Genomic DNA, 25904 nt, shown 5'->3' with positions numbered 1-25904 from the left:
ATTCAGCAGAAGTGGCCGCGGCGGCTAATCTTGCGTAACTTAGCGGGCCACTAACCTTAAACTATGAAAGCAACAGGAAGCACCAGCAGCTTTGCCGTTCGCTCCAATGAGATAGATTACCGGGGGCAGGCCACCTTACCGTCCCTGGTCAGCTACATGCACGAAGCTGCCTGGGACAATACCTTTACCCTCGGCATATCTATGTATGACCTGCTGAAGCACGACATGACCTGGGTGCTGCAGCGCATGCGCGTGGAAATGTTCCGCTACCCGGAGCATAGCCAGAAAATAACCGTGGCGACATGGGCCTCCGGGCGGGAGCGTATCTTTATGCACCGAGACTTCCGGATTTACAGTACCAACCAGGAACTACTGGGGCAGGCGACAAGCGTGTGGCTGGTCATGGATATGGTGAAACGCCAGTTAGTATCCTTGCCTGATTTTATTACAGCGTTGGAAGTAGCACCGACGGAGGAACCTTTGCCCTTTGCGAAAGGTAAGCTGCCGCAACTGCAGGAGGCTGCGTATGAAGAGCAGATACCGGTTCGCTGGCACGATATTGACCTGAACCGACACGTCACAAACACCAGGTACATACAGTGGGCACTGGACACGTTCCCCACTGAGTTATTGGAGCAGAAGCAGCTCCGGGAAATAGACATAGTTTACCGGGCCGAGGCCGTTTTAGGAGATACTGTTGTTTCCGCTGTAGCGCCAGCCGATGAAGAAAACGTATACCTGCACAAACTCAGCAGCCAGGAAACAGGCAAAGAACTGGTGCAGGCCAAATCTGTGTGGAGGGAGTTAGAAATATAGAAAGTTAAGGAGTTGGGAAGTAAACCAACAAAGAGCATAAAGCAATTACAATGGAAGTAGTAATAAGAAAAGGCAATATCGACGATTTGCCACAAGTGCATGCCCTGATTGTGGAGTTGGCCGAGTTTGAGCGCGCACCACTGGAGGTGACCAACACGCTGGAAGACATGGAGCGGGACGGGTTTGGCGAAAACCCCATCTATAAGATTTTTGTAGCCGAATCGGCAGAAGGCATCATAGGAATCGCCTTGTACTACATCGCTTATTCTACCTGGAAAGGGAGAACGATCTATTTAGAAGACCTTGTAGTGACGGAGAGAATGCGCCGCACCGGCATAGGCAGGAAACTGTTTAAGGCGGTGGCGCATGATGCAAAGGAGTTGGGAGCAAAACGTTTCCGGTGGCAGGTGCTGGAGTGGAACAAACCCGCTATTGCTTTTTACAAAAGCATAGGTGCCGAACTCGATGCCGAGTGGATTAACTGCACCCTCACTGAACAACAGATTCAGGACTTTACGAGCTAAATAGATTACCTGAAGATAAGAAAGGCCGTAGCACAGCTTATATACGCTGGATATGGCCTTTCTTATAGGTTTAAAGCTGTTTACTGTTTTTGTACACGTTCCACGTCTGTGCCAACTACTTCGAGCATAGAACTAAAGATGACATACTTGCCTTCATAGCGTTCCATGTGCTTGCTATCCAGTGCCGGGGCATGGTCGCGCTGGTACTCTTCTAAGTCAGCCATGCTGCGGCAGTAGTACTGCACGGCATAGGTGGTACCGCCATTGTCTATCTCATTTATCAGCCGGGCAACCTGGTTGTTCAGGAAATAGCCTTTGCTCATCACCTCGGGTATGTGCACCTCCTTCATCCACTGCAGCCAGTTCGAAGCCACATCGTTTTCTATGTTTACTGTTATGTTGTATAAAATCATATACAAAATTACGCAGTTTACCTTTATGCAGGTGGTCATTGTGAGGTAATATCTTGGCCGCGTCTAAACTATGCTAAACAGTATGGTGCTGCAGATTGACCTGTAGCAGACCGGAAAGCATGCGGAAGCTGTATAAAAAGGGCTTTGTAAGGGTGATGAAGGATATACAGATGCTGGCAAGAAGCTGCCGGCGCTTCATTTAGAGGTAGCTAAAATGAGTACCTAGCTTACGTTAGCGCAGGTTTTAGCTAGACGTTGGCTTTACTGTGGGCAACTCCAGGTGCCTGCTATTTTCTTAGACATGATAATGGGTTCGTAGGCTAGCACAACAGGATCGGTGTTGGATGGGGAAAGCAACTCTAATTCCCCCTCTGTAAGCTGAAGATGAATGACACCGTTTCCCCTGCTCACGCCTTTCATAATTTGCTCCTCATCCTGCACAGCATAGTTGTTGTTGGTGCTCAATCCTACAGCTGTCAGCTCTGTTACCTGGTACTCCTTCACCGGGAAAATAGCTCCTGAGTTCGACAGCATTACCTTTCTTTTGCTTTCCAGTTTACCGCCCAGCCACACATCTTCCCCTAAGCAACCGGATGTTTTGGCAATAAAGTCGAAGTAAACCTCGTCAGAAGTATTGTTGAAAGCTGCTACCGTTACAGCAGCAGCCTCTTCTGCCGCTACAGCCTCTGTTGTTTTCTGATGCCCCTGTACTTCTTTCTCCACCCGTGCGGTGCAGGAAGAAAACAGTAGCAACAGGAAAAACAAAACAGCTAATAAAGTTAAATCTGATTTGTCGGAAGTAGAAATCTTATACATAGCTCATATAATTAAAATATTGGTTAAATCATATTTAATTATACCCTGCTCATACTAAATTGTTACTGGCAAGCTGAATTATTCTGTTTCAGCTTGCCAAAAGATGCTTTTGCCGATAAAATTTAAGGTAATGTTAATCAGCGTATTATAGCAACTGATGCGTAGCTACGTCACGGGCTCCAGGTAATCCAGGTCTTTAGAGTAGGTTTCTTCCAGTGTCAAGATAGAAGCCACTGCAATAGCAATGGTGATCGCGCCCAGTACCATTGCTGTGGGAATGAGGCCCCATCCGTCTTTCAGCGCTTCAAAGGACAAGGAAAGCGGTACCACGGCACCACGCACAAAGTTAGGCACAGTGGTGGTAACAGTAGCTCTTATGTTGGTGCCGAATTGCTCTGCGGCAATGGTGACAAACACAGCCCAGTAGCCGCTGGCAAGGCCAAGAGCGGCGCATAATAAGTAAAAGTAATTCAAAGACAGACTGTTGCTGAGTAAGTAGAGGGCTACAAGCCCAGCCGTTAGCAGCAAGAAGACTAGCACAATGGAACGCCTGCTCTTAAAGCGCTGGCTCAGATAGCCACTCAAAAAGTCGCCGACCACAAGACCGAGGTAGCAGGAGGAGACGGCCCTCGCTGCAGAAACGGTTTGTTCCATGCCCATCGCTATTCCGAACTCAGGCGAGAAGGTGATAAGGATACCTACCACATACCAGATAGGTACACCAATCAGGATGCACTTCAGATACTTCCAGAAGCGTTTGGCATTTGTAAACAGGCTGAGGAAATTTCCACGTGTAACATGGGCAGCGCTTTTTACATTCTTAAACATCCCGGACTCATACACCCCAATTCGAAGGAAAAGAAGCAGCAGGCCTAAGCCGCCGCCGATAAAGTAAGCGGTGCGCCAGCCAAAGTACTCCCCCACAAAACCAGCCAGTATGGCTCCTGAAATACCAATGGTAGCCACAATCATGGTGCCGTAGCCCCGCTTTTCTTTTGGCAGCACCTCGCTCACAAGTGTTATACCGGCCCCAAGTTCTCCTGCCAACCCTATTCCTGCCACAAACCGAAGCACCGCATACATTGGAATAGAAGTTACAAAGCCATTGAGGATGTTGGCGACGGAGTAAAGGAAGATAGAGCCAAACAGCACCGACAGCCTTCCGCGCTTATCACCTAAAGCACCCCAGGCCACACCGCCAATAAGCATGCCCACCATCTGCATGTTCAGCAGCATCACGCCATCCTCCAGCAGTGCCTCCTGGCTCGTAACACCCAAATCCCTTAAACTGGGAATCCGGACAATGCTGAACAGCACCAGGTCGTAGATGTCTACAAAGTATCCGAGTGCCGCCACAATGACAGAGGCATTAAACAGGATGTTGCTATTAGAGGATGTTTTTACGGCAGCCATGTATATAGTCGCTTTTCTATCTTGTAAGATAGCTTTTGTAGTGAAATTTGCAAAGAAGTGATAGCTAACAGGTATCAGAACTGAACAATTATACCATCCTAATTAAATATAGTATATTCGACAGTCCGGTTTCGTTTTTACAACACCCGTTGGTCGGCTAAACAGAATAACTACGGATGTAAGTCAGCACAGACACTGATTAAAAACGGAATAAAGAGAACAGCTAAGTAGGATCTTATCAATCAAAAACAATGAAAAAAAACTTATTTGTAATGCTGGTTTTGTGCTTCATAACGATTGGCAGTTTTGCACAAATAAATAAAGCTAAGATAATCGACAATGGTGGCAGCGGGTTTTATAAAGCTGTAGCAGTATCTGAAAAATCACTACCCGATTTTGTTGTATACCGCCCTGAGAACATTAGAAAAGCGGTAAAAAAAGAAGGTAAACTGCCTGTTATAGTTTTTGCCAATGGCGGATGTGCCAATTCCTCTATAAACCATGAAAGGGTATTGTCTGAGATTGCTTCGCAAGGATATGTTGTAATAGCTATTGGCGCTTTGCAAATGACCTTAGACGAACGGAAACATGAAAGTACAGATGCTAAAATGCTTCTAAAAGCTATCGATTGGATTACTGCACAGGCTGATAATAAAAAAGGGGACTATTATAAAAATGTGAACCTGGATAAAATAGCAGCAGGGGGACAGTCGTGTGGAGGAGCCCAAATTTTAGCTGTTGCGGGTGATAGCCGAATAAAAAACTTTATGATGTTCAACTCCGGTATGGGCGATATGACCATGGCAGGAGCCAGTTCAAAATCATTGGAAATGCTCGATGCTAAAATCATTTATATTGTTGGTGGACAATCAGACATTGCCACTAACAATGCTCTTCTGGATTACGAGAGAATTAACCATGTACCAGTTGCTTTTGCCAACCTGGTGGAGGGTGGCCATATGGGAACTTTTGGAGAGGAGTATGGCGGCTCTTTTGCAAAAATGGCTACTGACTGGCTTAACTGGTTGTTTAAAGGAAAGGACAGTTCTTCCGTATTTCTAAAAAGCGAGCTGTCAAAATATCCAGGTTGGACAATGAAATCGAAAAACTTCGAACTTTAAATTAATCATGAAGAAGCTCAATTTAGTATTTGTTTTGCTTGCAACCACTGCTTTTGGTTGCAGTGTTGTTTCGGTGCAAAAAGACGCTCTCCCCCAAAGTTTTAACCAGAATGCCCCATCAAAAGAGCTTGGTGTAAATACGGAAAAAATAGCAGCCGTCGACTCTTTGCTACAGTCCTTCGTGGAGGAAAAGAAATTGAACAGTGTTGCCGCTTTTGTTGCGAAAGGTGGGAATGTAGTTTATAAAAAGGCTTTTGGCCTAAAAGATGTCGAAAATCAAATTCCTGCTACTATTGATGACTACTATGTCCTGTTTTCGCAAACCAAAGCTGTAACTACGGTTGCATTTATGACGCTTGTAGAAAAGGGTTTGGTAGCGGTTGACGACCCTGTATCAAAATACTTTCCTGAAATTCCTGACCAGGTTGTAGCAAAAGTGAACGAAGATGGCACATACGAGACACGTCCGGTTGAAACGCCCATGACCTTTGCTCACCTGATGTCACACTCATCGGGGCTCAACGCCGGACTTGTAGGTGAAATTCGACGTGCCGAGGGTAAAAAAGATGGTGCCCCAGCGGGTTTTGGCGGCCAGGTACCCGATAAAAAGCCAAACGGCCAACGCAGTTTCGGGGGCAATGCCGATTCAAAACACTTGGAAGAAGAAATGTTAGCTTTGGTTAAATACCCGCTTGGTTTTGACCCGGGTTCAGAATGGAACTACCATATAAGCACCAATATGTTAGCCTATATGATTGAACGTATCTCTGGCAAACCCTTACGTGAATACGTGAAAGAGACCATTCTGGAACCGCTGGGAATGGACAATACAGATTGGTATTATCAGCCAGAAGCATTAAATCGTTTTGTAAAGCCTTATAGTGCTGTTGATGGCAAATTAGAGCCCGGTTCAACCATGTACGCCGAGGGTACAGTCAGCAGCGAACAAACATATAGTGAAGGAGCAATCGGCCTGAATGGTCCTATTGAAGATTACGCCAGATTTTGTCAGATGCTGTTGAACAAGGGTGAATTCAATGGATATCGTATCTTAAAGCCTGAAACAGTTGAGATGATGACCACGGTGAACCGTTTACCAGAACAAAACTCAGGAGGGAAAGGCTTTCAATTTGGTTTGGGTTTTGAGTTATATAACGAAGTAAAGAAACCCGCTCCCGCAGTTTCAAACACCGCCTATGCCTGGGGAGGGCTGTTAGGTACCGAGTATATCATTGATCCGCAAAACGATTTGATTGTCCTCTTTTACATGAATATGTTCAAACGCGATCCATTGTATCCGAAGTTTCTGGGTAAGGTATATGATATATTTAATTATCAACCAAAGACAGAGTAGTTTGAAATTTCAAGTATAATTGTCTCACATAAGTACTGGCTCTCAAAAAGTGGTATAGCTAATAAAAGCCCAGTAGTATGAGAAGGTTTGTAGCCCGCTTCAAATTCCTTGTACCTTTAGAGAATCGTCTGCAATCCCCTTACTGGCCAAGCCCTTTAGTGGAGAAGCATGGTAACAGCAAAAGCATTTTTTTACACATGTCTGAATTAGCCAAGAAACTACAGTTAAAGCCCAGCCACAATCTGTTGCTCCTGAACGCCCCGGAAGCCTTTGCCCAGGCTTTGTCGGCGGCAGGATATACCTTTACAAGAGCAGATGAGGCCCCTGCAGTGGACACCTATGATGCAGTACAACTGTTTGTGCAAAGCAAAGAAGAGCTGGAAAAACTCGGCCCGCAGGCTGTTGCCATGCTGAAGCCGGAAGGCATGCTGTGGATAGCTTACCCGAAGAAAGCCTCCGGAATAAAAGCAAACCTAAACCGCGACAAGGGCTGGGAGGCATTGTTCTCTCTGGGCTATAGCGGTGTAAGACAGGTGGCAATAAATGATACATGGTCAGCACTCCGGTTCAAACACAAGACGGAGCGGAAGGAAGCTTCTACGTTTGGAGTGGACATGCCCGGCATCGACAGGAAAACCAAGACAGTAACCGTCCCCGAAGACATGCAGCAGGCGCTGGAGGAGGCGGGGTTGCTGGATCAGTTCAGCCAACTGGCATTTACGCACCGTAAGGAGTATGTGGTGGCAGTGCTGGAGGCAAAAAGACCTGAGACCAGGGCCAAGCGCATCGGGAAGACTATAGAGCAATTGACACAGAGTCTTTGAACAAAAAACGGAGGGGCAGTATAACTGCCCCTCCGTTTTTTGCTTCTGTGAATTCTTTACTGTATCACCACCGGGAAAGTAACTTCTACATCCGTTTCACCTGTCTCGATACCACTGCTGGCGTTCTTCTCGCCGGGTTGGTGCTTTAGTGTAACGCGCAGGCCTCCGCTGCTGGTAGCCGCTGTTGTAAACTTAGCCTGTAAGCCCAAGGGCAAACCATTCACATCGTTGTTTCTTTCTGTTACAGAAAGATTATCCTGCAGGTTCTGACCAGTCACAGTATTCAGTACTTCGTAAAATACCTGGTGCTCCTCTCCCTCCTCCTCTATCTCTGGTGTTATGTCTTCTGATGTGGCATTGCTGTCGTCGTAAAATGAAACAGTGCCTGTATAAGTGGTATTTGGTGCCAGGTTCAATGCCTCTACAGTAGCATTCACGCCGCCTGGTCCGTCTGCGTCCCTGAAGGTTGCCGTTACGTTCTGCCCTTTTCCTTCAGGTACAAGATTTAAGGTAACGGTGGTAATCTGCTCTTTTTCCTCAACTACTGGTTTCGGTTCATCACCGTCGCAAGAGCTGGCAGCAAATACGATTGTTCCCATCATGAAAGCAGTAAGGTAAGGTCTCAATAGATTTTTCATAAGTAAAATATTATTGTGAAGGTTAGTTTAACGTGATACATCAGCACCATGCTGATGTAAAAAAAATAAATTTTTTAGGATTTGCTAAAATTCAACGGCACTCTGATACGGAACATTAGCAGGCGACCTGCCTCATCGGCAAAATAGCGGAAACGGTTCAGGTAATCGCGGTAAGAAGTGTCGAGCAGGTTGTTGCCCGTTATACCTATCTCTACCGGTTGTTTCCCGAACCTTACAGTAGTGCCTGCCTCTGCGTGCAGCAAGAAATAAGCATCTGGCGCCGGGGCAAAGTCTTCATCCGTCTTCTCCGGTGTACGCGTCTGCTCTGCCACATAAGTACCTCCCACGGAAACATAAGAATCTGAAAAGCGACTGCTACTGCCAGAGGGCTGATTAAACTCATAGCGCAGGCTGTTGTTATACCTGTCAGCCGGAATATTAATAAGATAGTCGTCTGCCATGATATTCGTAGCACGTACTATGGCTGTTTTAGAGTCAACAATCAGATTTGGCAGCAGGTTGTACTGCAGGCTCAGGTCTATTCCCTTGAAGGTAGCATCTGTCTGCCTGTACTGGAAAGCAGGAAAAGCCCCACGTACCGTCAGCACAGGGTTTGGCAGCGGCGACAGGTAGATGTACTCATTAATAAAATTGTAGTACAGGCTTAGCTGCCCGTTCAGCCTGACATTGCCAAAGTAGTTGACAGAAGCCTCAAAGTTGTACGCCTGCTCTGAATTCAGGCTTGGGTCACCTGTCTCGTAAGTAGCGGCACTGTGGTGCACGCCGTTGCTGAAAAGCTCATTCACACTCGGAGCCCTCCAGGCGGAGGTAGCACTCAGGCCGAAGGTAAAGTGATAGCCCACATCATACAGAGCCCCCAGCGTACCCGATACGTTGTTGAAATCATACTCAGGCTTTAACAACTCCCTGTCTGCCGTGAAACGCTTTACCTGCAGATACTTGTAGTCGTAGCGAAGACCTGCTTCCAATTGCAGCCTGTCCTTCCGCCACTTCTCAATCACAAAAGCACCGGCTGTAACGCCAGTATAATGAGGAAGAAAGTCGCTATACTTCCGGGTATTCTGCTGATAGATGGTACTCACTCCTACCGAACCGGTAAAGTTGCCCACAGGCTTATGCTCCCAAATAGCTTCAGTAGTATGCGTATCCAGGTTGAGGTAAAGCGCCGGTCTGTCGGCAGCAGAACCATGCACGTCATACTCCTCGCGCCTGTTTCGCTGCCATCCATACACAAACTCCAGCCTGCCCGCCTCTCCTGTTTGCAGGTATGCCTTTGCCTTTAGCAGGTCATGCTGCACGTTCTGGTATGGTCGGCCGATGTCGTAGGTGAAGTCTACTTCTTCGGCTCCGGCTGGCCTGCCACGTTCAATGGCATACTTCAGGTCTGTCAGGTTACCAATGTGGGAGGCTCTCAGGATGCCCAGCTTTGTGTTGAACTGGCTATAGAAAAGCTCTCCGCCAAACTTCTCCTTCCGGTAACCGAGCGCCGCAGAGAAGTTCTGCTCCTCAAAAGCTGTGTTTTCCAGGTAATAGTCAGGCGTACGGGTATTCCCTGCCTTTTTATAGGTACCCTGCAGGCGCCAGCTCAGCGGTGGAATACCGGCAAAGTTACCTTCTGCAGTAGCCGATGCCGCCAGCTGGCGGTTGTTCGTGCTGCCAAGCAGGTGCACTTCGCCGCCCACACCCGGTGTAGTTGGCAAAGCCTGTGGCTCCACAATCACAACACCTCCAATGGCATCGGCACCATAGCGTACACCAGCGGCTCCTTTTATCACCTTCATCTCTGTGGCCACAAAGGGGTCTATCTCCGGGGCATGTTCTGAGCCCCATTGCTGCCCCTCCTGCCGCACACCGTTGTTCAGCAGCAGCACACGGTTGCTGTGCATGCCATGTATTACGGGTTTGGAAATAGTAGGACCTGTCTGGATGGTGGTTACACCGGCAATGCCTCGCAGCGACTCTGCCAAAGATAGCCCCCGCGTCTCCGCCAGTTCCCGCCCCGACAGTGTCTGCGACGACTGTGCCTGCTCCTGCAGGTGGCGGCCAGTTACCTCTACTGTACCCAGTGTTCTGGCTGCCGTATGCAGCTGCAGGTCCCGGACAGAAGAATTTGCCAGCCTGACAGTAAAGGTCTCCGGCTCATACCCTACATAAGTAACCTGTAAAGTGTAAGTACCCTGGCACAGGTGGTGAAAATGATAATTGCCGTACTCGTCCGCAACAGAGCCTTTGTGCAAGCCTGGTATAGACACAGTGGCACCCACCAGCGTAGCGCGGGAGTCATGGTCCAGCACTTTGCCGGATAGGGTAAGGCCACAATCCTGCTCCGGACCAGTTTCCAGTTCAGGAGGAGGTAACAACTGCGCCAGCGCCGGCTGCACCTGAACAGCCAAGAAAAAGAGTATCAGCAGTATGCTATGCTGAACACATTTATGGATTAACACGGCTTAGATTTTAGCAATAGATAGCAAAAGCCACAAAAGCTTTTGCTAAACCCGGTTAGGCTATCTGTACAAAATAGTACAGGCAAGCCAGTGCGGGCTGTTTAATAAGACTTTATTGTACCCCTACCGGGCTGATGTGCATTGAATACAAACAGCATAGCCAGACACACGTGGGTGGGCAATGAGCTAAAACTAAGCCAAAGGTGGGCCGCGGAGAAAAGTAGCAGAATAGGTTTCACTGCGCCATGTGCTGGTATAAGAAGCAGTGTAGGCAGTGTAATGTACAAGTGGTTTGAATTCAAGAGAAGAAAAGCTGCCCTGGTAAGGCTTCCCAAATACATCCTCTACAGGGCAGTGCTTGTGCTTCAGGCCGACCTGTGCTTTATGGGTATCGGTATGGTCGGTATGTACGGTATGGGTATGCGGGTGCAACTCCAGCAAAAAGGCATCGGGTACCATGGCCCTGCAGAACAGCAGGAGCAAAAACAGGGCGATATATTTCAGGAAGAATTGCACCTCTTATATAGAAACCTGGGCAAAGGTACGATTAATTCCACAATGTTGCATTTGCAAGGCTATCGACTTACGCTTCAGACGCTTCTTCTACTGCATATACCGCCGGAATGTTCTTCAATATCTCCTTTTGAGGCATAATCTTGCCAATTCTACACCGATATTCTGACAACCTGTCACAAAAGTGCCGCTGCAGCCGCTCTGGAACAGGATTTGAAAGCCCTCTCGCAAAAGTATCTTGTCGGTATAAAAGAATTTTCAAAATATATACAGTATAAACATGGAAGAAAGAGGTAATATTTCGATTCACACCGAGAATATCTTCCCCATCATCAAAAAGTTTTTATACTCTGACCACGAGATTTTCCTTCGTGAGTTAGTAAGTAACGCCGTAGATGCCACGCAGAAAGTAAAGCGACTGGCAGCTGTTGGTGAGTATAAAGGCGACCTGGGCGAGTTGAAGGTAAAAGTAGCGGTTAACAAAGACGAGCGTACCATCACCATATCGGATAACGGTATCGGTATGACGGCGGAGGAGATCAAGAAGTACATCAACCAGATTGCCTTTTCAGGTGCCTCTGAGTTTGTGGAGCGCTTTAAAGATGCCTCCGGCGACAAAGATCAGATCATCGGTCAGTTTGGTTTGGGCTTTTACTCTGCCTTTATGGTGGCCGACCGTGTGGATATTGTGACTAAATCGTACCAGGAAGGCGCAGAGCCTGCCCGCTGGACCTGCGATGGTAGCACAGAGTTTTCTATTACGGATGCTCAGAAAGAGGAGCGCGGCACGGATGTGATTCTGCACATTGCCCCGGATTCTGATGAGTTCCTGGAGACAGCGCGTGTTCGTAACATCCTGGACAAATACTGTAAGTTCCTGCCTGTGCCGGTAGAGTTCGAAGGCGAAGTTATCAACAACCCGAACCCTATCTGGACAAAGCAGCCAGCTGACCTGACAGATGAGGACTACAAGAACTTCTACAAGGAGCTATACCCGTTCTCCGAGCCGCCGCTGTTCTGGATTCACCTGAACGTGGACTACCCGTTCAACCTGACAGGTATCCTGTACTTCCCTAAAATCAAGAATGATTTTGAGATACAGCGCAATAAGATTCAGCTGTACTCCCGCCAGGTGTTCATCACCGACGAGGTGAAAGACGTGGTGCCGGAGTTCCTGATGCTGCTGCACGGTATCATCGACTCGCCGGACATCCCGCTGAACGTAAGCCGCTCTTTCCTGCAGGCTGATTCCAGCGTGAAGAAAATCAATACCTACATCACCAAGAAGGTAGCTGATAAGCTGAACGATATCTTCAAGAAAGACCGCGAAACATTCGAGAAGAACTGGAACGACATCAACGTGTTTGTGAAGTATGGCATGCTCTCAGATGACAAGTTCTATGAGAAAGCAAAAGATTTCCTGCTGCTGCAGAACACAGAAGGCAAGTACTATACTATAGAAGAGTACAAGGCGCTGGTACAGGCCAACCAGACAAACAAGAGCGAGCAACTGGTATTGCTTTACACCACCGATGCCGACAAGCAGCACGCCTTTATTGAGGCAGCGCAAAGCCGCAGCTACGATGTGCTGAAACTGGACTCTGTGATTGACAGCCACTTTATTGGCATGCTGGAGCAGAAGCTGGAGAAAACTACCCTGAAACGTGTGGATTCCGAAACCATCGACAAGCTGGTGGAGCGCGACGAGGCGAAGGAGAGTGTGCTGAATGACAAGGAGAAAGAAGACCTGAAAACTGCATATGAGCAGGCCATCAACAACCAGAACATGCATGTAGAGGTGGCTCCTCTGTCTCCGGACGATGCGCCTGTGGTGATTACACTACCTGAGTTTATGCGCCGCATGAAGGACATGAGCAGAACAGGTGGTGGCGGCATGATGTTTATGGGTGATATGCCGGATACTTACAACGTGACCGTTAACGCAAACCATCCGCTGAACCAGCGCGTGCTGAACACAAACGGCGACGACCAGTCTGCTGTTGCCCGTCAGGCATTTGACCTGGCGCTACTGTCGCAGAACATGCTTTCCGGTGCCGCCCTTACCACTTTCGTAAAACGCAGCTTTGAGCTGATGACGAAGGAGTAGAAGAGAACAGTACAAATCAAAATTATACCAAACAGTTTAAGGCAGTGCCCATAGGGTGCTGCCTTTTTTGCTTTTACCTCTCCCTCTAATGAAACTAACCCGCCACAGGTAAAGTTATAGGGCAAATCAACGTATTGGTGCTTATATGATTTATGCTCATCTTTACGTTTAGTATCTGATAGTTAATTGCTGATTGTCGGTTGTTTGAATAATGGTTAAATGGTTGCATTGTTATAGTGTTGGATGGAACACCAATTAATAATATATAAACCAGCCATTTAGCAATGCAACCATTTAACAATTTGCTTATTCAAAATTAACAATGCGTCATTCTCTTCTTCTGGTTTTTTCTTTAGTGGCAGGTGCAGGTATGCTGTTATTGGGTGGTTGCGGCCAGCCCAAGTGGAACAGCGATTACCTCCTGGACCAGGCGCGGCTGAAAGGAGGCGCTAAAGCCGATGTCCTTGCTTCCGGAAACACCATTAACCCTGATGTAGAAGTGAGAAAGGCGCTGGAAAGAGCGGAAGTAGAAGGAGAGAAAAAGCGAAAGAAGAAGAAAGAGAGCAAGCGCTATTTCCTGGGCCACAAAGTGAAACGTGGCTTCATCAAGTCAGGCCGCGGCTCCCGCGAGACCCTCGAGACTTTCAGCTACCTTCCGGAGCAACAGCAGCTCGACACTTATGCCCCTCTGAAATACTTATATGACTCCAAGAAGCGAAAGCTGTACCGCACCAGTAGCAACGAGGTAGACCAGGCACGCTACAAGGTACTGCATGGCCCCTATGTAAAGAAAATAGACGGGCAGACAGTAGAGGAAGGCTACTTCTATATAGGCACAAAGCACCTGCGCTGGGAGAAGTACAGACCAGACGAGGAAGGCACCCTGGTAGGAAAAGACCATTACGAAAAAGGTTTTGTGCGCGATGCGGTAGTAAAATACTATGACGGCGACCAGAAGAAAATAAAAGAGGTAATACCGTATGTATATGGTGAGGTACAGGGCACGTATTACCGCTTCTATGAAAACGGGCAGGTGCAGTGGACAGGGCAGTATGAGAAAGGCCGCAAAGTAGGCACCTGGATTCATTACTATGATTTCCGCGGCAGGCGCCACCACGAGTTCCAATACCCCAAGACCGTGTATGACCAGCGCTTCGAGCCATACCTGGTAAAAGAATACGACCGGCACGGCACCCTCATATACGAAAAGGACAAGCTGGACAAGCGTTCCCAGGCGAAGCGCTAATAAAATGCATCCTCTATATGATGTATGCTGACAGGCGTGTTCAGAGTGATGGAGATAATATCGAACCGAATCTCGTGCTGCCAGTCTGTCTCATAAATAAATGCCTCCGCCGCACTTAACAGCAGCGCCTCCTTCTTTGCGTTAACTGCCTCCTCCGGATATCCGTACCTATCAGTACCCCTGGTTTTAACTTCAACAAAAATCAGCAGGTTCTCTTTCTGTGCAATAATATCCACTTCAGCGCGCCTGTGCCTGTAGTTTTTCCGCACAATGGTATAGCCCTGTTGCAGTAAATAAGCTGCCGCTCGGTTTTCACCGGCCTGCCCGGTGTGGAGATGGGTGTTCTTTTGAGAAGCCATTAATTATCTCGTAATTTGCACCAGTCTGAGATTAAGTGATTGTTCATCAGAATTAAAGACGAATTATGAAGCAACTCGTTGAGGGTTTTGCACAACAACTGCGCGACGCGATGGATATCGGCGAAAAGGCTACGGTCACTTTCTCCGGTTTTAAATATAACAATGTAGTGATTGCAGGCATGGGTGGCTCCGGCATTGGTGGCAATCTCATCCAGTCTTACGTGGCCGATAAACTCTCTGTGCCTGTGGTAGTGAACAAAGGCTATACGGTGCCGGCGTTTGTAGGGCGGCATACCTTGTTTATCGCTTCCTCCTTCTCCGGTAACACCGAGGAAACCATTGCAGCGGTAAGGGCCGCTATGCGCAGTGATGCCTCTGTCTGCTTTGTTACCTCGGGTGGGGAGCTGCTGCGCATTGCAAAGGAAAACAGCATGCCGTTCATCACTATACCTGGGGAGTCGCAACAGCCCAGGGTCTGCCTCGGCTACACCGTTGTGCTGATGCTGTACCTGCTGCACCACGCCGAGCTGCTGGACAATACTTTTAAAACAGAGCTACGGCAGAGCATTGATCTATTGGAAGAGTTATCGGGAAGTATAAGGGTGCAGGCCAGTGCTCTGGCGAACGCTTTTCATAATAAGCTGCCCATGCTTTACGTTAGCGACGCAATGGAACCGGTAGCATTGCGCTTTCAGCAGCAAATTAACGAGAATGCAAAGCAACTGAGCCATGTAAATGTTTTCCCGGAGATGAACTACAACGAGGTGGAGGGATGGCAGCAACCGGAGAACCTGTTCGGGCAGCTGGCAGTGCTGCTCATTAAAACCCGTTACGACCACCCGCGCGTGCACCTTCGTATGGACCTGACAAAGAAAATCCTGGAAGGCAAGGTACAGAACGTGCTGGAGATGGAAGCCCGTGGAGCGACTTTCCTGGAGCAAACATTCCACCTCATCCACATGTTTGACTGGGTGTCTGTTTACCTGGCGGAACTCAACAACGTGGACCCGAACACCATCGATAACATTAATTACCTGAGAGGCGAACTTTCAAAAGAATAGCGTGCAGAAAAACACCGAGATAAAATTCGAACACCTGGGGCTGATCGACTACAAGGAGGCGTGGGAGTACCAGGAGAAAGTCTTTAATAGCATTCTGGACCTGAAGGTGCAGAACCGTAAAGCAGAGGCGGGCGCACAGCAGCCTACGCCAAACTACCTGCTGTTCTGCTCGCACCCGCACGTATACACGCTGGGCAAAAGCGGCCACGAAGAGCACCTGCTCCTGAACGAGGAAGAGCTCCGCCAGAAAGGTGCAACATACTATAAGATAAACCGCGGCGGCGACATCACCTACCATGGCCCCGGCCAGCTGGTAGGCTATCCCATCCTGGACCTGGAGAACTTCTTTACCGATATACATCAATACCTCCGCTACCTGGAAGAGGCTATTATTCTAACACTAGAGGAGTATGGTATCACCTCCGGGCGTATTCCGGGGCTTACCGGCGTGTGGCTAGACCATGAGGCACAGCAAAATCCGCGCAAGATATGCGCGATGGGCGTAAAGTGCAGCCGCTGGGTTACCATGCATGGCTTTGCCTTTAACATCAATAGCAACTTAGACTATTTTAATAACATAGTACCCTGCGGCATCTCCGATAAGCAGGTAACATCGCTGGCGAAAGAGCTGGGGCATGAGGTGCCTTTGGCGGAAGTAGAGGAAAAATTACAAATGCATCTGGCAGCCTTGTTTGGTGCCACTATTACCACAGCAGTACATGAAGAAAGACATTGAGTTTGGAGCAGTAGAGGGCATATCAGTAGCAATTGCTACTTCCCTCAGCGAATCCGGAGAAGCCATCTGGAATGTTTATCTACTTAATAATAATGCGTTTGCAGTAGAGAACGTGCTTGTTGCCTCCAAGGGCTACGGCGTTATGGACGGCAATGAGGTAAAGACCTCGGTGCTGCGGCATATGTTCGAACGCTTGGAGGCGAAGAGCTTTGTGCAGATAGAGCCCATCGACCCGGCAATTTTCCACATCAACAACGAATACTGGGTAAGCTACTATATTGAAAAGCAGATATTTGACAAAAAATTCGTTTTTGTACCGGATTCAATTCAGGAAGACAACCTGATAGAAATAGGCTTGCTGCAGATGCAGGGCGTGCTGCATTCATAAAGGTGTCATTTTTTTTTGATGCTTACCTCAAGACAAAAGCATAAACTATTTATTATACAAAAATGCTTGTATATTTACCTCAATATTAGTCTATGGCTAAAGAGAGAACGTGCTGTTGTTGAATTAAAGAAGTAGGCCATACCCTCCGCTATACTTCCATTTTGCGCTTATGGATCAGAGAATTCTACCCCTCATACTTGCCTCCAGTTGGGCTTTTCTTATTGCCATGTTCGCTGTTCCGTCTATCATCAGGGTAGCGCATCTCAAAAACATCCTCGACACGCCGAATCTTCGCACTGTACATGCAGAACTCACCCCACGTTTAGGAGGCCTAGCTATGTTTGCAGGCTTCATGTCGGCACTCACTATTTTCACAAACCTAGACAATGGTGTGCAGCAATTGCTGGCTGGCTGCATTATCCTGTTCTTCATAGGTCTAAAAGATGACCTTATCACTATTTCTGCGCTAAAGAAGTTTTCTGTGCAGCTGCTAGCCACAGGCATTGTCATGTTCATGGCAGACATTCGCATCACGAGCTTTCAGGGCATATTTGGAATTGGAGAGTTGCCAATTGGCTTTTCGTATGGTTTTACCTTTCTAGTGATCATCGGTGTAACTAACTCCATCAACCTGATTGATGGCCTAGACGGTCTGGCAGGAACTCTTGTTCTTATTGCGGCCTGCACCTTCGGTCTGTACTTTTATTTATATGGCGGCTTGGCGTACAGTAATTATGCTGCCGTTGCTTTCTGCCTGATTGGCGGCGTGCTTGGCTTCTTACGGTACAACTTTCACAAAGCCACTATTTTTATGGGCGATACTGGCTCGCTTCTTTGTGGCTTCATCGTGTCTATTCTGGCGATACAGTTTATTGAGATGCGGGCCGAGATAGCATCCCCATCAGTGGCTTTGGGTATTCTCTTCGTGCCCCTTTTCGATACCCTACGTGTTTCCTTTATACGAATTATGAAGGGAACATCACCTTTTATTCCTGACAAAAACCATGTCCACCACCGCCTGCTGGCGATGGGCTTCAACCAGATAGCCACCGTACTTATACTTGGAGCAATCAATGTTGTGGTCATCCTTTTTGTGGTGAGCTTTGGTAGCTGGGGCAATCTGAACATCCTGCTAACGTTGTTGGCTTTCTCTGTGGTGTTAAGCGTGTTTCTGGGAGTTTATAAATCTAATAGTGCGAAAAGTATTTCTAAGGCAAAAGTTAGGGCTTAGCCTCTTCCTCTTATTATATAGCATCACATGGTTTGGGAGTGCTCAGGCACAAGTCCTGCCTCTGGAGCAGAAAAACGCTATCACAGCCGACTGGATGGTACAGCGGGAGGACGGAACGCAACTGATGCCGTACGTTGCCGGGAGGCACTCCGGGTATAACGCCCTGCACCAGTGGCTGACTATTACGCAGGCCCAGCCATTCAACATCCTTTTTACTGCTCCTCAGAACCTTTGCCTTTTTCTGAACAACCAACTCATTTTTAAGGCAGATTTTTCTGCTAACTACACTATTGACTTAGCCAGGCACAGCAAAGGAGTAGAACCCGTAGAAGGCAAATACCTGCTGACGGTGTGGCACCCGGAGCAGCAGCCAACTATCAGCTCCTTTCAGAACCAGCCACGATCCACTGAACAGGTAAGCAAGTTAAATGAACGGCCTCTTTCTGTAAGAATGCGGGAGTACGTAAACCAAAACGCCTTTATTCTCTTTCTGCTGATCATCGGGCTGGTATATGGCGGTCTCAGGAAAAGCTTCCCTAATGACTTCAGTGGCCTGTTCCGCTTTGATTCCTTTACAAACACGAACGCACTGGAAGAAGGCGTGCTGGTAAAGCCAATCAGTTCCCTCTCCAGCCTGCTCTTTGTGCTGGCGTTTTCGCTCACGCTAGCGCTGCTTATTGCGGCAATTCATACGAACGTGCAGCAGATTCAGCTATTTAACCGCCTGTTTCCTGTTTCCGAGTCTGACATAACAACAAAGGTGTTATTTTACACTTTGCTGATATTTTTTATAATCCTCCTCAAGTACCTGTTCCTGAAAATAATGGGTTTTATTTTTGGGTTGGAGCAGTTAGTGCAATTGCAGTACTGGGAGTTTATAAGAACGATGCTATTTCTGGGCATATTTTTGCCCCTCGTCATGCTCCTGTACCTGGCACTGTATACTTCTATCCCGGATACAATTCTCCTAATTTCGAACCTAGCTGTATCTCTGGTACTGATAATCACGATTATGCGGGTATTTGTAACCGTAAATAAAAAAGCGCCTGTACTAAATTTGCATTTATTTTCATACCTTTGCGCCACAGAAGTAATTCCGCTGGCTATTATGCTAAAGTTGATCATTTTCAACTTTTAAAAACACAAACCGGCGTAAGCCGCGGGTATTGCAGCAGGTGAAATTTTAAAAACCGTTCCAACTGACTATGGCTGAAAGCAAAGCAAAGGGTACTGCAAACCCTGAAAGGTACAAAATTCCCATCAAGACAATCCTGGTTACACAACCGCAGCCGACAACCGATAACTCACCATACCTATCAATTGCTGAGAAGTATGATATTAAAGTCGACTTCAGGGCCTTTATTGAGGTGGAGCCAGTACCTTTCAAAGAGTTCAGGAAAGACAAGGTAGACATCCTGTCGCACACGGCTGTTATTTTCACCAGCCGGAATGCGGTAGACCACTTCTTCAGGATCTGCCAGGAAAGTAAGATAGAGATGCCTGCGGACATGAAGTACTTCTGTATTTCAGACCAGACAGCCTATTACCTGCAGAAGTACATCACGCTTCGCAAGCGCAAGTTGTTTGTGGGCGAGAAAACAGCCAAGGACCTGTTTGAAGTAATAAAAAAGCACAAGAACGAGAAGTACCTGTTCCCTTGCTCTAACATTCGCAAAGAGGACATACCGGAGTTCCTAGAGGCAAACAAGATAAAGCACACGGAGGCTATCATCTACAAGACAGTAGCCGCCGACCTGTCTGATCTGGACGATGTAACATACGACTGCATTGCTTTCTTCAGCCCGTCAGGTATCAGCTCGCTGTTCATCAACTTCCCTGACTTTAAGCAGAACAACACCCGTATTGCCGCTTTCGGGCCAACAACTGCCAAGGCAGTGCGCGATGCAGGACTTGAACTGGATATTGAAGCACCAATGCCGAATGCGCCTTCCATGACGGGGGCCATTGAGGTGTATATACAGAACCAGAAGCAGCATTTAAAAAAATAAGTATTTAATGTAACTTTTATCCTTGTATTGCATAGGTACTAGAACGCAAACGCATACTATTACAAATTAGTCTGCGTTTGCGTTTTAGTGTTTAATAACTATATTTGAACGGCGAAGCGTTTTCCCCGCTCCGCCCTGTGCTACGGCCTATGAAAAAGCTTCTATCTGTTTTGATGTTGCTACTGTTCTATTACACACCTGCAGCAGTGGCGCAGCAGCAACCTCAGTTTACCCATTATGGGTTTAACGGGATGCGACTTAGCCCTGCCTATGCCGGCATCACAAACAGACCAGAATTCACTTCCATATACCGCTACCAATGGTTAGGCTATGACGCTACTTTTGATGATGGCGGAGCCCCCAGAACGATTCTGTTCACAGCCCACACGCCGGTGCGCCTGTTGCACGGTGGCTTGGGTCTGGTGTTGATGCGCGACAGGATTGGCAACACGACCCAGCTTTCAGCTGCCGTGTCTTATTCTTACCATATTAACATAGGAGAAACTGGCAAATTAGGTATAGGCATACAAGGGAATGTAAACAACTTCAAGAAAGGGAACTACAGGGCAATCGATGGCGGGGACCCAAGCGTGCCCTTTAACTCCTCCGACACAAAATTTGACCTTGGTGCAGGCTTGTGGTATGAATCTGAGACATTTTATGCAGGCGGTGGCGTGACAAATTTATTGCGTGCAGAATATGAGTTTGCCGATTCCACAAGAACAGGCACCGGTACACTTTTAGGAGAAAACCATATATATGTAACTGCTGGCTATAACCTGCCGTTAACAACCGACTTAACAGTAACCCCAACTATACTCCTAAAGCATGATACAGAAGTTTTCTCGTTCGATGTGGGCGGCCGTGTAACTTTTCAGGAAAAATATTGGGCAGGATTGAATTATAGATATCAAGAAGCTGTTAGTGCGCTTGTGGGAGTGTCTCTGTTACAGGATAATGCCCTACGAGTTGGTTATGCAATAGATCTTACTACCTTTAATCAGGACGCAAAAGCACCTACCTCGCATGAGGTAATGCTTAACTACCGCTTGCCTGAGCCAGTTATCAGATTTAAGCCTCCCGTAAGAACCCCACGTTACTATTTCACTAAATAGATAAAGCAGAGCACACCTCATAATTGTACTGTTTACGGAGAATTAATCCCAACAAGGCAGAAAAAATTTGTTATTCATAAGGATAATAATCAACTCCTTACCGCGTTTAAAAATAATAAATTCGGGTTGTAGGGAATTGTTTTTTTTATTGTATCTATTTCTTATATATTTGCTACACCTGAAAAGTGTATTATACTAATAATCGTAACTTTTACTTCTTTTAAATAGTCATCATGAACAAACTAATTAAGCTGTCTACATTCGCATTGGCGGTGATACTGCTTGCAGGCTGTGGAATGGGACGCGGGCCCGAGGGAGATCTAGTGGGAGCGGAGGACCGTCCAGAGTACAATCCACAGGCTGTGCCGTACGGCATGGTCATATGTCCGGGTGGTACTTTTCACATGGGCCAGGCAGATCAGGATATAGCAGCGTCAATGGCCAACCTGAATAAGCAAGTGACAATTGGTGGCTTCTATATGGATGAAACTGAGATCACTAACAACGAGTACCGCCAGTTCATCAACGTGATGATGCAGGATTCGTTGGATGTTCTTGGCGAAGAATATGTGATGTCGCAATTGTACCCTGACACGACTGTTTGGGTAAAAGACTACACGTACCATATGGGTGATCCCCTGATGGAATACTACTTCTCTCACCCTGCGTTCGATGACTATCCGGTAGTAGGAGTTGATTGGTTTGCTGCCAAGTATTTCAGCGAGTGGCGCACCAAGCACAAGAACCAGGCGAACACAGAATCTGGAATGGCACCTATGCCAGCGTTCCGTCTGCCGACAGAGGCAGAATGGGAATATGCTGCGAGAGGCGGTCGCGACATGTCTGTTTACCCTTGGGGTGGCCCATACCTGCGCAATGCCAAAGGCTGTCTGCTGGCGAACTTCAAGCCAGGCCGTGGCGACTACTACAGCGACGGATTTACCTATACCGCTCCTGTTGCACAGTTCTTCCCGAACGACTTTGGCCTTTATGACATGGCCGGTAACGTAGCCGAGTGGTGTGCAGATGCCTATGCTGAAGCAAGTGTGCCGATTACTTGGGATTTGAACCCTGTTTATGATGTAGCCAGCGAGCCACGCAAAGTGGTAAGAGGTGGTTCATGGAAGGACATCGCCTACTTCCTGGAGACAGGTACACGTAACTTTGAGTACCAGGACTCAGCCCGTTCTTACATTGGTTTCAGAAACACCATGATATACCTGGGAAGATCTTCAGGTAATGAGTTCAGATAAAAAACAGTATTAACAATTATTAAAAAAAACCTTTTCAACCTTATTTTTTAACGTTCACAATTAATCAGAAAACAAAATGAGCAAAGCTAGAGGTCGTAATTTCTTATTCGACGTGTTGATGCCAAAAATCTATGGTATTGGTGCTGCTGTCGTAATCGTGGGTGCATTGTTCAAGATCCAGCACTGGGACTTTGCAAACGAAATGCTTATCGTAGGTCTATTAACGGAGGCAGTTATCTTCTTCCTTAGTGCCTTCCAGCCACAGCCACATGATCCGGATTGGGCTAGAGTGTATCCACAATTAGCAGATGACTATGCAGGTGAAGGACTTGTACCGGTTGCAGCCAACCAAGGACCATCTGTTACCGGCAAACTGGATGAAATGATGCGCAACGCTGATATTACACCGGAAACAATAAACAACCTTGGCCTTGGCCTGAACAGACTGAGCGACACTACAGCTCAATTGGCTGACCTTAGCCAGGCAACTGCCGCAACAGAAGATTACAATACAAAAGTAAGAGCTGCTGCGAACCAGTTAGGTGAAATCAACAAAGCATATGCGACTACTGCTGATGCCCTTGCACAAATGGCTGGCTCTACAGTAGATGCACAGGAATACCATGGTCAGGTACAGAATATGACCAGGAACTTAGGCGCATTGAACGCTGTTTACGAAATGGAACTTCAGGATGCTAACAACCACCTGAAGGCTATGAACAAGTTCTATGGTAACCTGAGCATGGCAATGGAAAACCTGACGGATGCCAGCAAGGATACTGCGCAATTCAAAGAAGAAGTATCTCGCTTAACGCATAACCTGCACAACCTGAACACGGTGTATGGTAACATGCTGACAGCTATGAGAGGCTAGTACCGGTTCAGTGCTTAAATCAACAAGAAAACAACAGTTTACAATAATATAAAATGGCTGGAGGAAAAGAGACACCAAGGCAAAAGATGATCGGTATGATGTACCTCGTACTGACTGCAATGCTTGCCTTAAATGTGAGCTCGGCAATCCTGTTAAAGTTCCAGTTCCTGGATGAGAGTTTGCAGGAAGTGAACGTTAGAACTAAGACAGACAATGCCGGGGTCGTATCCAATATTCAAGCTGCCATTGCAGAAAACAAGAACCCTTCTGCGAATGACAAGCGTGTGCTAACGCGTGCACAGGAAGTACGGGAGCAAACAGCGCAAATGGTAACCTATATTCAAGGTATCCGCCAGACGCTGATTGAGAAAACAGGGGGAGAAACGCCAGAAGGTGGTTATGCAAACCCGGAAGCAAATGACATTGTAGCCAACACCATGATTGGTGCTGCAAACAAGAACAACGGTGCAGCTTATGAGCTGAAAGACAAGTTGAACGAGTATGCCAAGTTCCTGAAGCAGTATAACCCAGGCATGCCAGACAAGCTTGCCAGAGATGGTTCAGAAGACCCCATCGCCAGCAACGATCCGGCACAGAAGAACAAAGACTTCGCTGAGCTTAACTTCGAGGAAACACCAATGGTAGCTGCTTTAGCTGTGCTTTCTCAGAAAGAAAGTGAAATTCTGAAGTACGAAGCCGATGCACTGCAGAAGCTTGCGGCAGAAGTTGGTGCTGACATCATTAAGTTTGAGAAGATTTTTGCCATGGCCCGTGCTGAGTCTAAGACAGTAGCGGCTGGTACAAAGTACAAAGCAGATATGTTTATTGCTGCTTCTTCTGACAACATCGTTCCTAAGATGAGCTTCCAGGGCAAACCAGTAAAGGTTGCAAATGGCATGGGTACAGTTGAGTTTGTAGCTTCTGCTTCTAACTATGATGCAGACGGTAACTCTAAGCAGACATGGAAAGGCCAGGTAACTATCAACCAGAACGGCAAGGATACTACCTTTACAGTAACCGAAGATTATGTAGTAGCAAAGCCTGTTATTCAGGTTCAATCTGCTTCTGTTCAGGCGCTGTATTTCCAGGCTGCTAATGACCTGAACATCCAGGTGCCGGCTTTGGGTGCAGTATATGACCCAAGCTTTAGCGCCAGCGGTGGTTCTGCCATAAAAGGAGCTAAAAAAGGGGAAGTTACTATCATTCCTACTGCTACAGAAGTAACCATCAACGTAAGCAGCGGAGGCAATGCCATCGGTAAAGAAACTTTTAAAGTTCGCCCAATACCAAAGCCCGAGTTAGTAGCGTTAGTAAATGGAAAACCACTTGACTTCAAGCGTGGCGTTCCTGCTGCCTCATTCAGAGCGGTAGAGATTCAGGCGATAGCCGATGAAGGTTTCAAGCAGTTGCTACCAAACGAAGCCCGTTACAGAGTTACAAAGTGGAGAGCTTACCTGATTCGAAACAATCAGCCGATAGCACAGGAAGAAATCAACGGCCCTTCTGCTAACCTGACCAGCTTTGCTGCCAAGGCAAATAAAGGAGACAGAGTGGTAATGGAAGTGTTAGACGTAAAGCGCCTGAACTATAAAGGCAATGCGGTAGACGTTAACATTGAAGACAACTTCACAGTGCCATTGAACTAACAAAGAAGTTTACTAGGAGTATGAAACTAATAAAAGCAATAGGTGTAGCCGCTGGTATGATGTTGTCTGTAGGTGCTATGGCACAGCAGGTATCCAATACAACGGCAAGCAACCCTTCCGTAAGACCAATTCCGGAGTCAGATATTCTGTTCAAGAAAACGGTTTGGCGTAAAATTGATTTGCGCGAAAAGCAGAACAAGCCAATGTTCTCTGAGAACAGGGAGATCACCAAGATCATCATCAATGCGGTGAAAAGTGGTGAGCTGACAGCTTATAAAACTGACTCTATCAACACGCCATTAACCCGTGAGGAATTCATTGCGAATATGACTCCGAAGGAAACTGGTGGTGGTTTAAGTGAGGAAGAAATTGCAGCAGGTTTTGGCCAGGAAAACAAGGAAGAGGAGTTGGATGCGTGGGGTGAAGCCTTGGGTAATGACGCCGTTGCAGAAACAGCTACTCCTGTAAGCAACGAATATTTTCCAAAGCAACTGTACCTTCTGGAGCTGAAAGAGAATGTGGTATTCGATAAGAAGCGTTCGCGCATGTACCACGATATCCAGACGATAACCGTCAAAGTACCGGCAACTTTAAACGCATTGGGCTTTGAGCAGACAGTAGGCTCTTTCAGAATGGATGACCTGGTGCGTGTATTCCGGGCTCAGCCAGAAATGGCGATATGGTATAACGCACAAAACGATGCGCAGCACAAGAACTTAGCTGATGCTTTCGATTTGTGGTTGTTCAGCTCTTACATTACTAAGATCTCTAACCCAGGCGACAGAGGCCTGGCAGATATTTACGGTGGTGGAAAGAAAGGACTGCTAGCGGCACAGGATGCTCTTGAAGCACTGATAGAATACGAATACAGCCTTTGGAGCTACTAACAGCACCACAAGCTAATGCATAAAAAGAAAGGGAGACTCAGCTGAGTCTCCCTTTCTTTTTATGCATTAGCTTGTGGTGCTGAGCCGAAAGGCGC

Annotated in this window: 25 protein-coding genes; 18 read left to right on the top strand and 7 right to left on the bottom strand. The window is 47.2% G+C overall.

Annotated elements, in window-relative coordinates:
- Nucleotides 1-63 precede the first annotated feature (63 nt).
- A complete protein-coding gene (locus tag ACFS7Z_RS06350) occupies nt 64-816 on the top strand; it encodes an acyl-[acyl-carrier-protein] thioesterase (RefSeq protein ID WP_377482473.1) in 753 nt (250 codons plus the stop codon).
- Nucleotides 817-866: 50 nt separating this feature from the next.
- The gene (locus ACFS7Z_RS06345; RefSeq protein ID WP_377482471.1) at nt 867-1340 is read left to right on the top strand and encodes a GNAT family N-acetyltransferase; all 474 of its coding nucleotides are present in this window, start codon (nt 867-869) and stop codon (nt 1338-1340) included.
- A gap of 80 nt (nt 1341-1420) precedes the next feature.
- Here the strand turns inward: ACFS7Z_RS06345 and ACFS7Z_RS06340 are convergent, their stop codons facing one another.
- The 3 genes from ACFS7Z_RS06340 to ACFS7Z_RS06330 form a co-directional block, all read right to left on the bottom strand.
- Complete coding sequence (locus ACFS7Z_RS06340) at nt 1421-1753, bottom strand: DUF4286 family protein (RefSeq protein WP_377482469.1); 333 nt, start codon at nt 1751-1753, stop codon at nt 1421-1423.
- A 261-nt stretch (nt 1754-2014) separates the two neighbouring features.
- On the bottom strand, nt 2015-2569 hold the full coding sequence (locus ACFS7Z_RS06335; RefSeq protein WP_377482467.1) for a hypothetical protein: 555 nt from the start codon (nt 2567-2569) through the stop codon (nt 2015-2017).
- Between the two features lie 165 nt (nt 2570-2734).
- A complete protein-coding gene (locus tag ACFS7Z_RS06330) occupies nt 2735-3982 on the bottom strand; it encodes an MFS transporter (protein WP_377482465.1) in 1248 nt (415 codons plus the stop codon).
- Between the two features lie 251 nt (nt 3983-4233).
- Here ACFS7Z_RS06330 and ACFS7Z_RS06325 point away from each other — a divergent pair, with 251 nt between their 5' ends.
- The 3 genes from ACFS7Z_RS06325 to ACFS7Z_RS06315 all read left to right on the top strand — a co-directional run bounded on the left by ACFS7Z_RS06325 (nt 4234) and on the right by ACFS7Z_RS06315 (nt 7281).
- Nucleotides 4234-5103, top strand: coding sequence for a poly(ethylene terephthalate) hydrolase family protein (locus tag ACFS7Z_RS06325; protein WP_377482463.1), 870 nt, complete (start codon nt 4234-4236; stop codon nt 5101-5103).
- A 7-nt stretch (nt 5104-5110) separates the two neighbouring features.
- Nucleotides 5111-6457, top strand: coding sequence for a serine hydrolase domain-containing protein (locus ACFS7Z_RS06320; RefSeq protein WP_377482461.1), 1347 nt, complete (start codon nt 5111-5113; stop codon nt 6455-6457).
- A gap of 197 nt (nt 6458-6654) precedes the next feature.
- Nucleotides 6655-7281 (top strand): YdeI/OmpD-associated family protein, encoded by a 627-nt coding sequence (locus ACFS7Z_RS06315; RefSeq protein WP_377482459.1) that lies wholly within the window; start codon nt 6655-6657, stop codon nt 7279-7281.
- A gap of 56 nt (nt 7282-7337) precedes the next feature.
- Here the strand turns inward: ACFS7Z_RS06315 and ACFS7Z_RS06310 are convergent, their stop codons facing one another.
- The 3 genes from ACFS7Z_RS06310 to ACFS7Z_RS06300 all read right to left on the bottom strand — a co-directional run bounded on the left by ACFS7Z_RS06310 (nt 7338) and on the right by ACFS7Z_RS06300 (nt 10900).
- Nucleotides 7338-7919, bottom strand: a complete 582-nt coding sequence (locus ACFS7Z_RS06310; protein WP_377482457.1) for a hypothetical protein — start codon at nt 7917-7919, stop codon at nt 7338-7340.
- A 74-nt stretch (nt 7920-7993) separates the two neighbouring features.
- Nucleotides 7994-10384 carry a TonB-dependent receptor gene (locus ACFS7Z_RS06305; protein ID WP_377482455.1) on the bottom strand — a complete coding sequence of 797 codons (2391 nt, stop codon included), beginning with the start codon at nt 10382-10384 and terminating at the stop codon, nt 7994-7996.
- 192 nt (nt 10385-10576) lie between these two features.
- Nucleotides 10577-10900 carry a hypothetical protein gene (locus ACFS7Z_RS06300; RefSeq protein ID WP_377482453.1) on the bottom strand — a complete coding sequence of 108 codons (324 nt, stop codon included), beginning with the start codon at nt 10898-10900 and terminating at the stop codon, nt 10577-10579.
- Nucleotides 10901-11177: 277 nt separating this feature from the next.
- Here ACFS7Z_RS06300 and htpG point away from each other — a divergent pair, with 277 nt between their 5' ends.
- Nucleotides 11178-13004 (top strand): molecular chaperone HtpG, encoded by a 1827-nt coding sequence (gene htpG / locus ACFS7Z_RS06295; protein ID WP_377482451.1) that lies wholly within the window; start codon nt 11178-11180, stop codon nt 13002-13004.
- A 322-nt stretch (nt 13005-13326) separates the two neighbouring features.
- Entirely contained in the window at nt 13327-14250 is a 924-nt protein-coding gene (locus ACFS7Z_RS06290; protein ID WP_377482449.1) for a toxin-antitoxin system YwqK family antitoxin, read from the top strand.
- On the opposite strand, the gene ACFS7Z_RS06285 is transcribed toward ACFS7Z_RS06290, so the two are convergent.
- A complete protein-coding gene (locus ACFS7Z_RS06285) occupies nt 14247-14609 on the bottom strand; it encodes a YraN family protein (protein WP_377482447.1) in 363 nt (120 codons plus the stop codon). The two genes, ACFS7Z_RS06290 and ACFS7Z_RS06285, sit on opposite strands and share 4 nt — an antisense overlap.
- A 65-nt stretch (nt 14610-14674) precedes the next feature.
- Between ACFS7Z_RS06285 and ACFS7Z_RS06280 the strand changes: the two genes are divergently transcribed.
- From ACFS7Z_RS06280 to porN, 11 genes are all read left to right on the top strand, one after another.
- Nucleotides 14675-15670, top strand: coding sequence for a bifunctional phosphoglucose/phosphomannose isomerase (locus ACFS7Z_RS06280; protein WP_377482445.1), 996 nt, complete (start codon nt 14675-14677; stop codon nt 15668-15670).
- 1 nt (nt 15671) lies between these two features.
- Nucleotides 15672-16406, top strand: coding sequence for a lipoyl(octanoyl) transferase LipB (gene lipB / locus ACFS7Z_RS06275; protein ID WP_377482443.1), 735 nt, complete (start codon nt 15672-15674; stop codon nt 16404-16406).
- Entirely contained in the window at nt 16390-16794 is a 405-nt protein-coding gene (locus ACFS7Z_RS06270) for a hypothetical protein (RefSeq protein WP_377482441.1), read from the top strand. Before lipB ends, ACFS7Z_RS06270 begins: the two co-directional genes overlap by 17 nt.
- 169 nt (nt 16795-16963) lie before the next feature.
- Nucleotides 16964-18025: an MraY family glycosyltransferase gene (locus ACFS7Z_RS06265; RefSeq protein ID WP_377482439.1), complete on the top strand. Its 1062-nt coding sequence runs from the start codon at nt 16964-16966 to the stop codon at nt 18023-18025.
- Nucleotides 17988-19163, top strand: coding sequence for a DUF4271 domain-containing protein (locus ACFS7Z_RS06260; RefSeq protein WP_377482437.1), 1176 nt, complete (start codon nt 17988-17990; stop codon nt 19161-19163). The genes ACFS7Z_RS06265 and ACFS7Z_RS06260 overlap by 38 nt, the downstream gene beginning before the upstream one ends.
- Before the next feature lie 67 nt (nt 19164-19230).
- Entirely contained in the window at nt 19231-20034 is an 804-nt protein-coding gene (locus ACFS7Z_RS06255) for a uroporphyrinogen-III synthase (protein ID WP_377482435.1), read from the top strand.
- Between the two features lie 149 nt (nt 20035-20183).
- On the top strand, nt 20184-21149 hold the full coding sequence (locus ACFS7Z_RS06250; protein WP_377482433.1) for a PorP/SprF family type IX secretion system membrane protein: 966 nt from the start codon (nt 20184-20186) through the stop codon (nt 21147-21149).
- A gap of 233 nt (nt 21150-21382) precedes the next feature.
- Nucleotides 21383-22402 carry a T9SS ring complex lipoprotein PorK/GldK gene (gene porK / locus ACFS7Z_RS06245; protein WP_377482431.1) on the top strand — a complete coding sequence of 340 codons (1020 nt, stop codon included), beginning with the start codon at nt 21383-21385 and terminating at the stop codon, nt 22400-22402.
- A 76-nt stretch (nt 22403-22478) separates the two neighbouring features.
- Complete coding sequence (gene porL / locus ACFS7Z_RS06240; RefSeq protein ID WP_377482430.1) at nt 22479-23276, top strand: type IX secretion system motor protein PorL/GldL; 798 nt, start codon at nt 22479-22481, stop codon at nt 23274-23276.
- Between the two features lie 53 nt (nt 23277-23329).
- Nucleotides 23330-24922, top strand: a complete 1593-nt coding sequence (gene porM / locus ACFS7Z_RS06235) for a type IX secretion system motor protein PorM/GldM (protein WP_377482428.1) — start codon at nt 23330-23332, stop codon at nt 24920-24922.
- Between the two features lie 20 nt (nt 24923-24942).
- Nucleotides 24943-25809 carry a type IX secretion system ring subunit PorN/GldN gene (gene porN, locus ACFS7Z_RS06230; RefSeq protein WP_377482426.1) on the top strand — a complete coding sequence of 289 codons (867 nt, stop codon included), beginning with the start codon at nt 24943-24945 and terminating at the stop codon, nt 25807-25809.
- Nucleotides 25810-25904 lie beyond the last annotated feature (95 nt).

Source organism: Pontibacter toksunensis (assembly GCF_042686245.1).
Classification (GTDB): Bacteria; Bacteroidota; Bacteroidia; order Cytophagales; family Hymenobacteraceae; genus Pontibacter; species Pontibacter toksunensis.
Note: the sequence above shows the minus strand (reverse complement) of the source record. Positions and strands in the feature narration are given on the sequence as shown.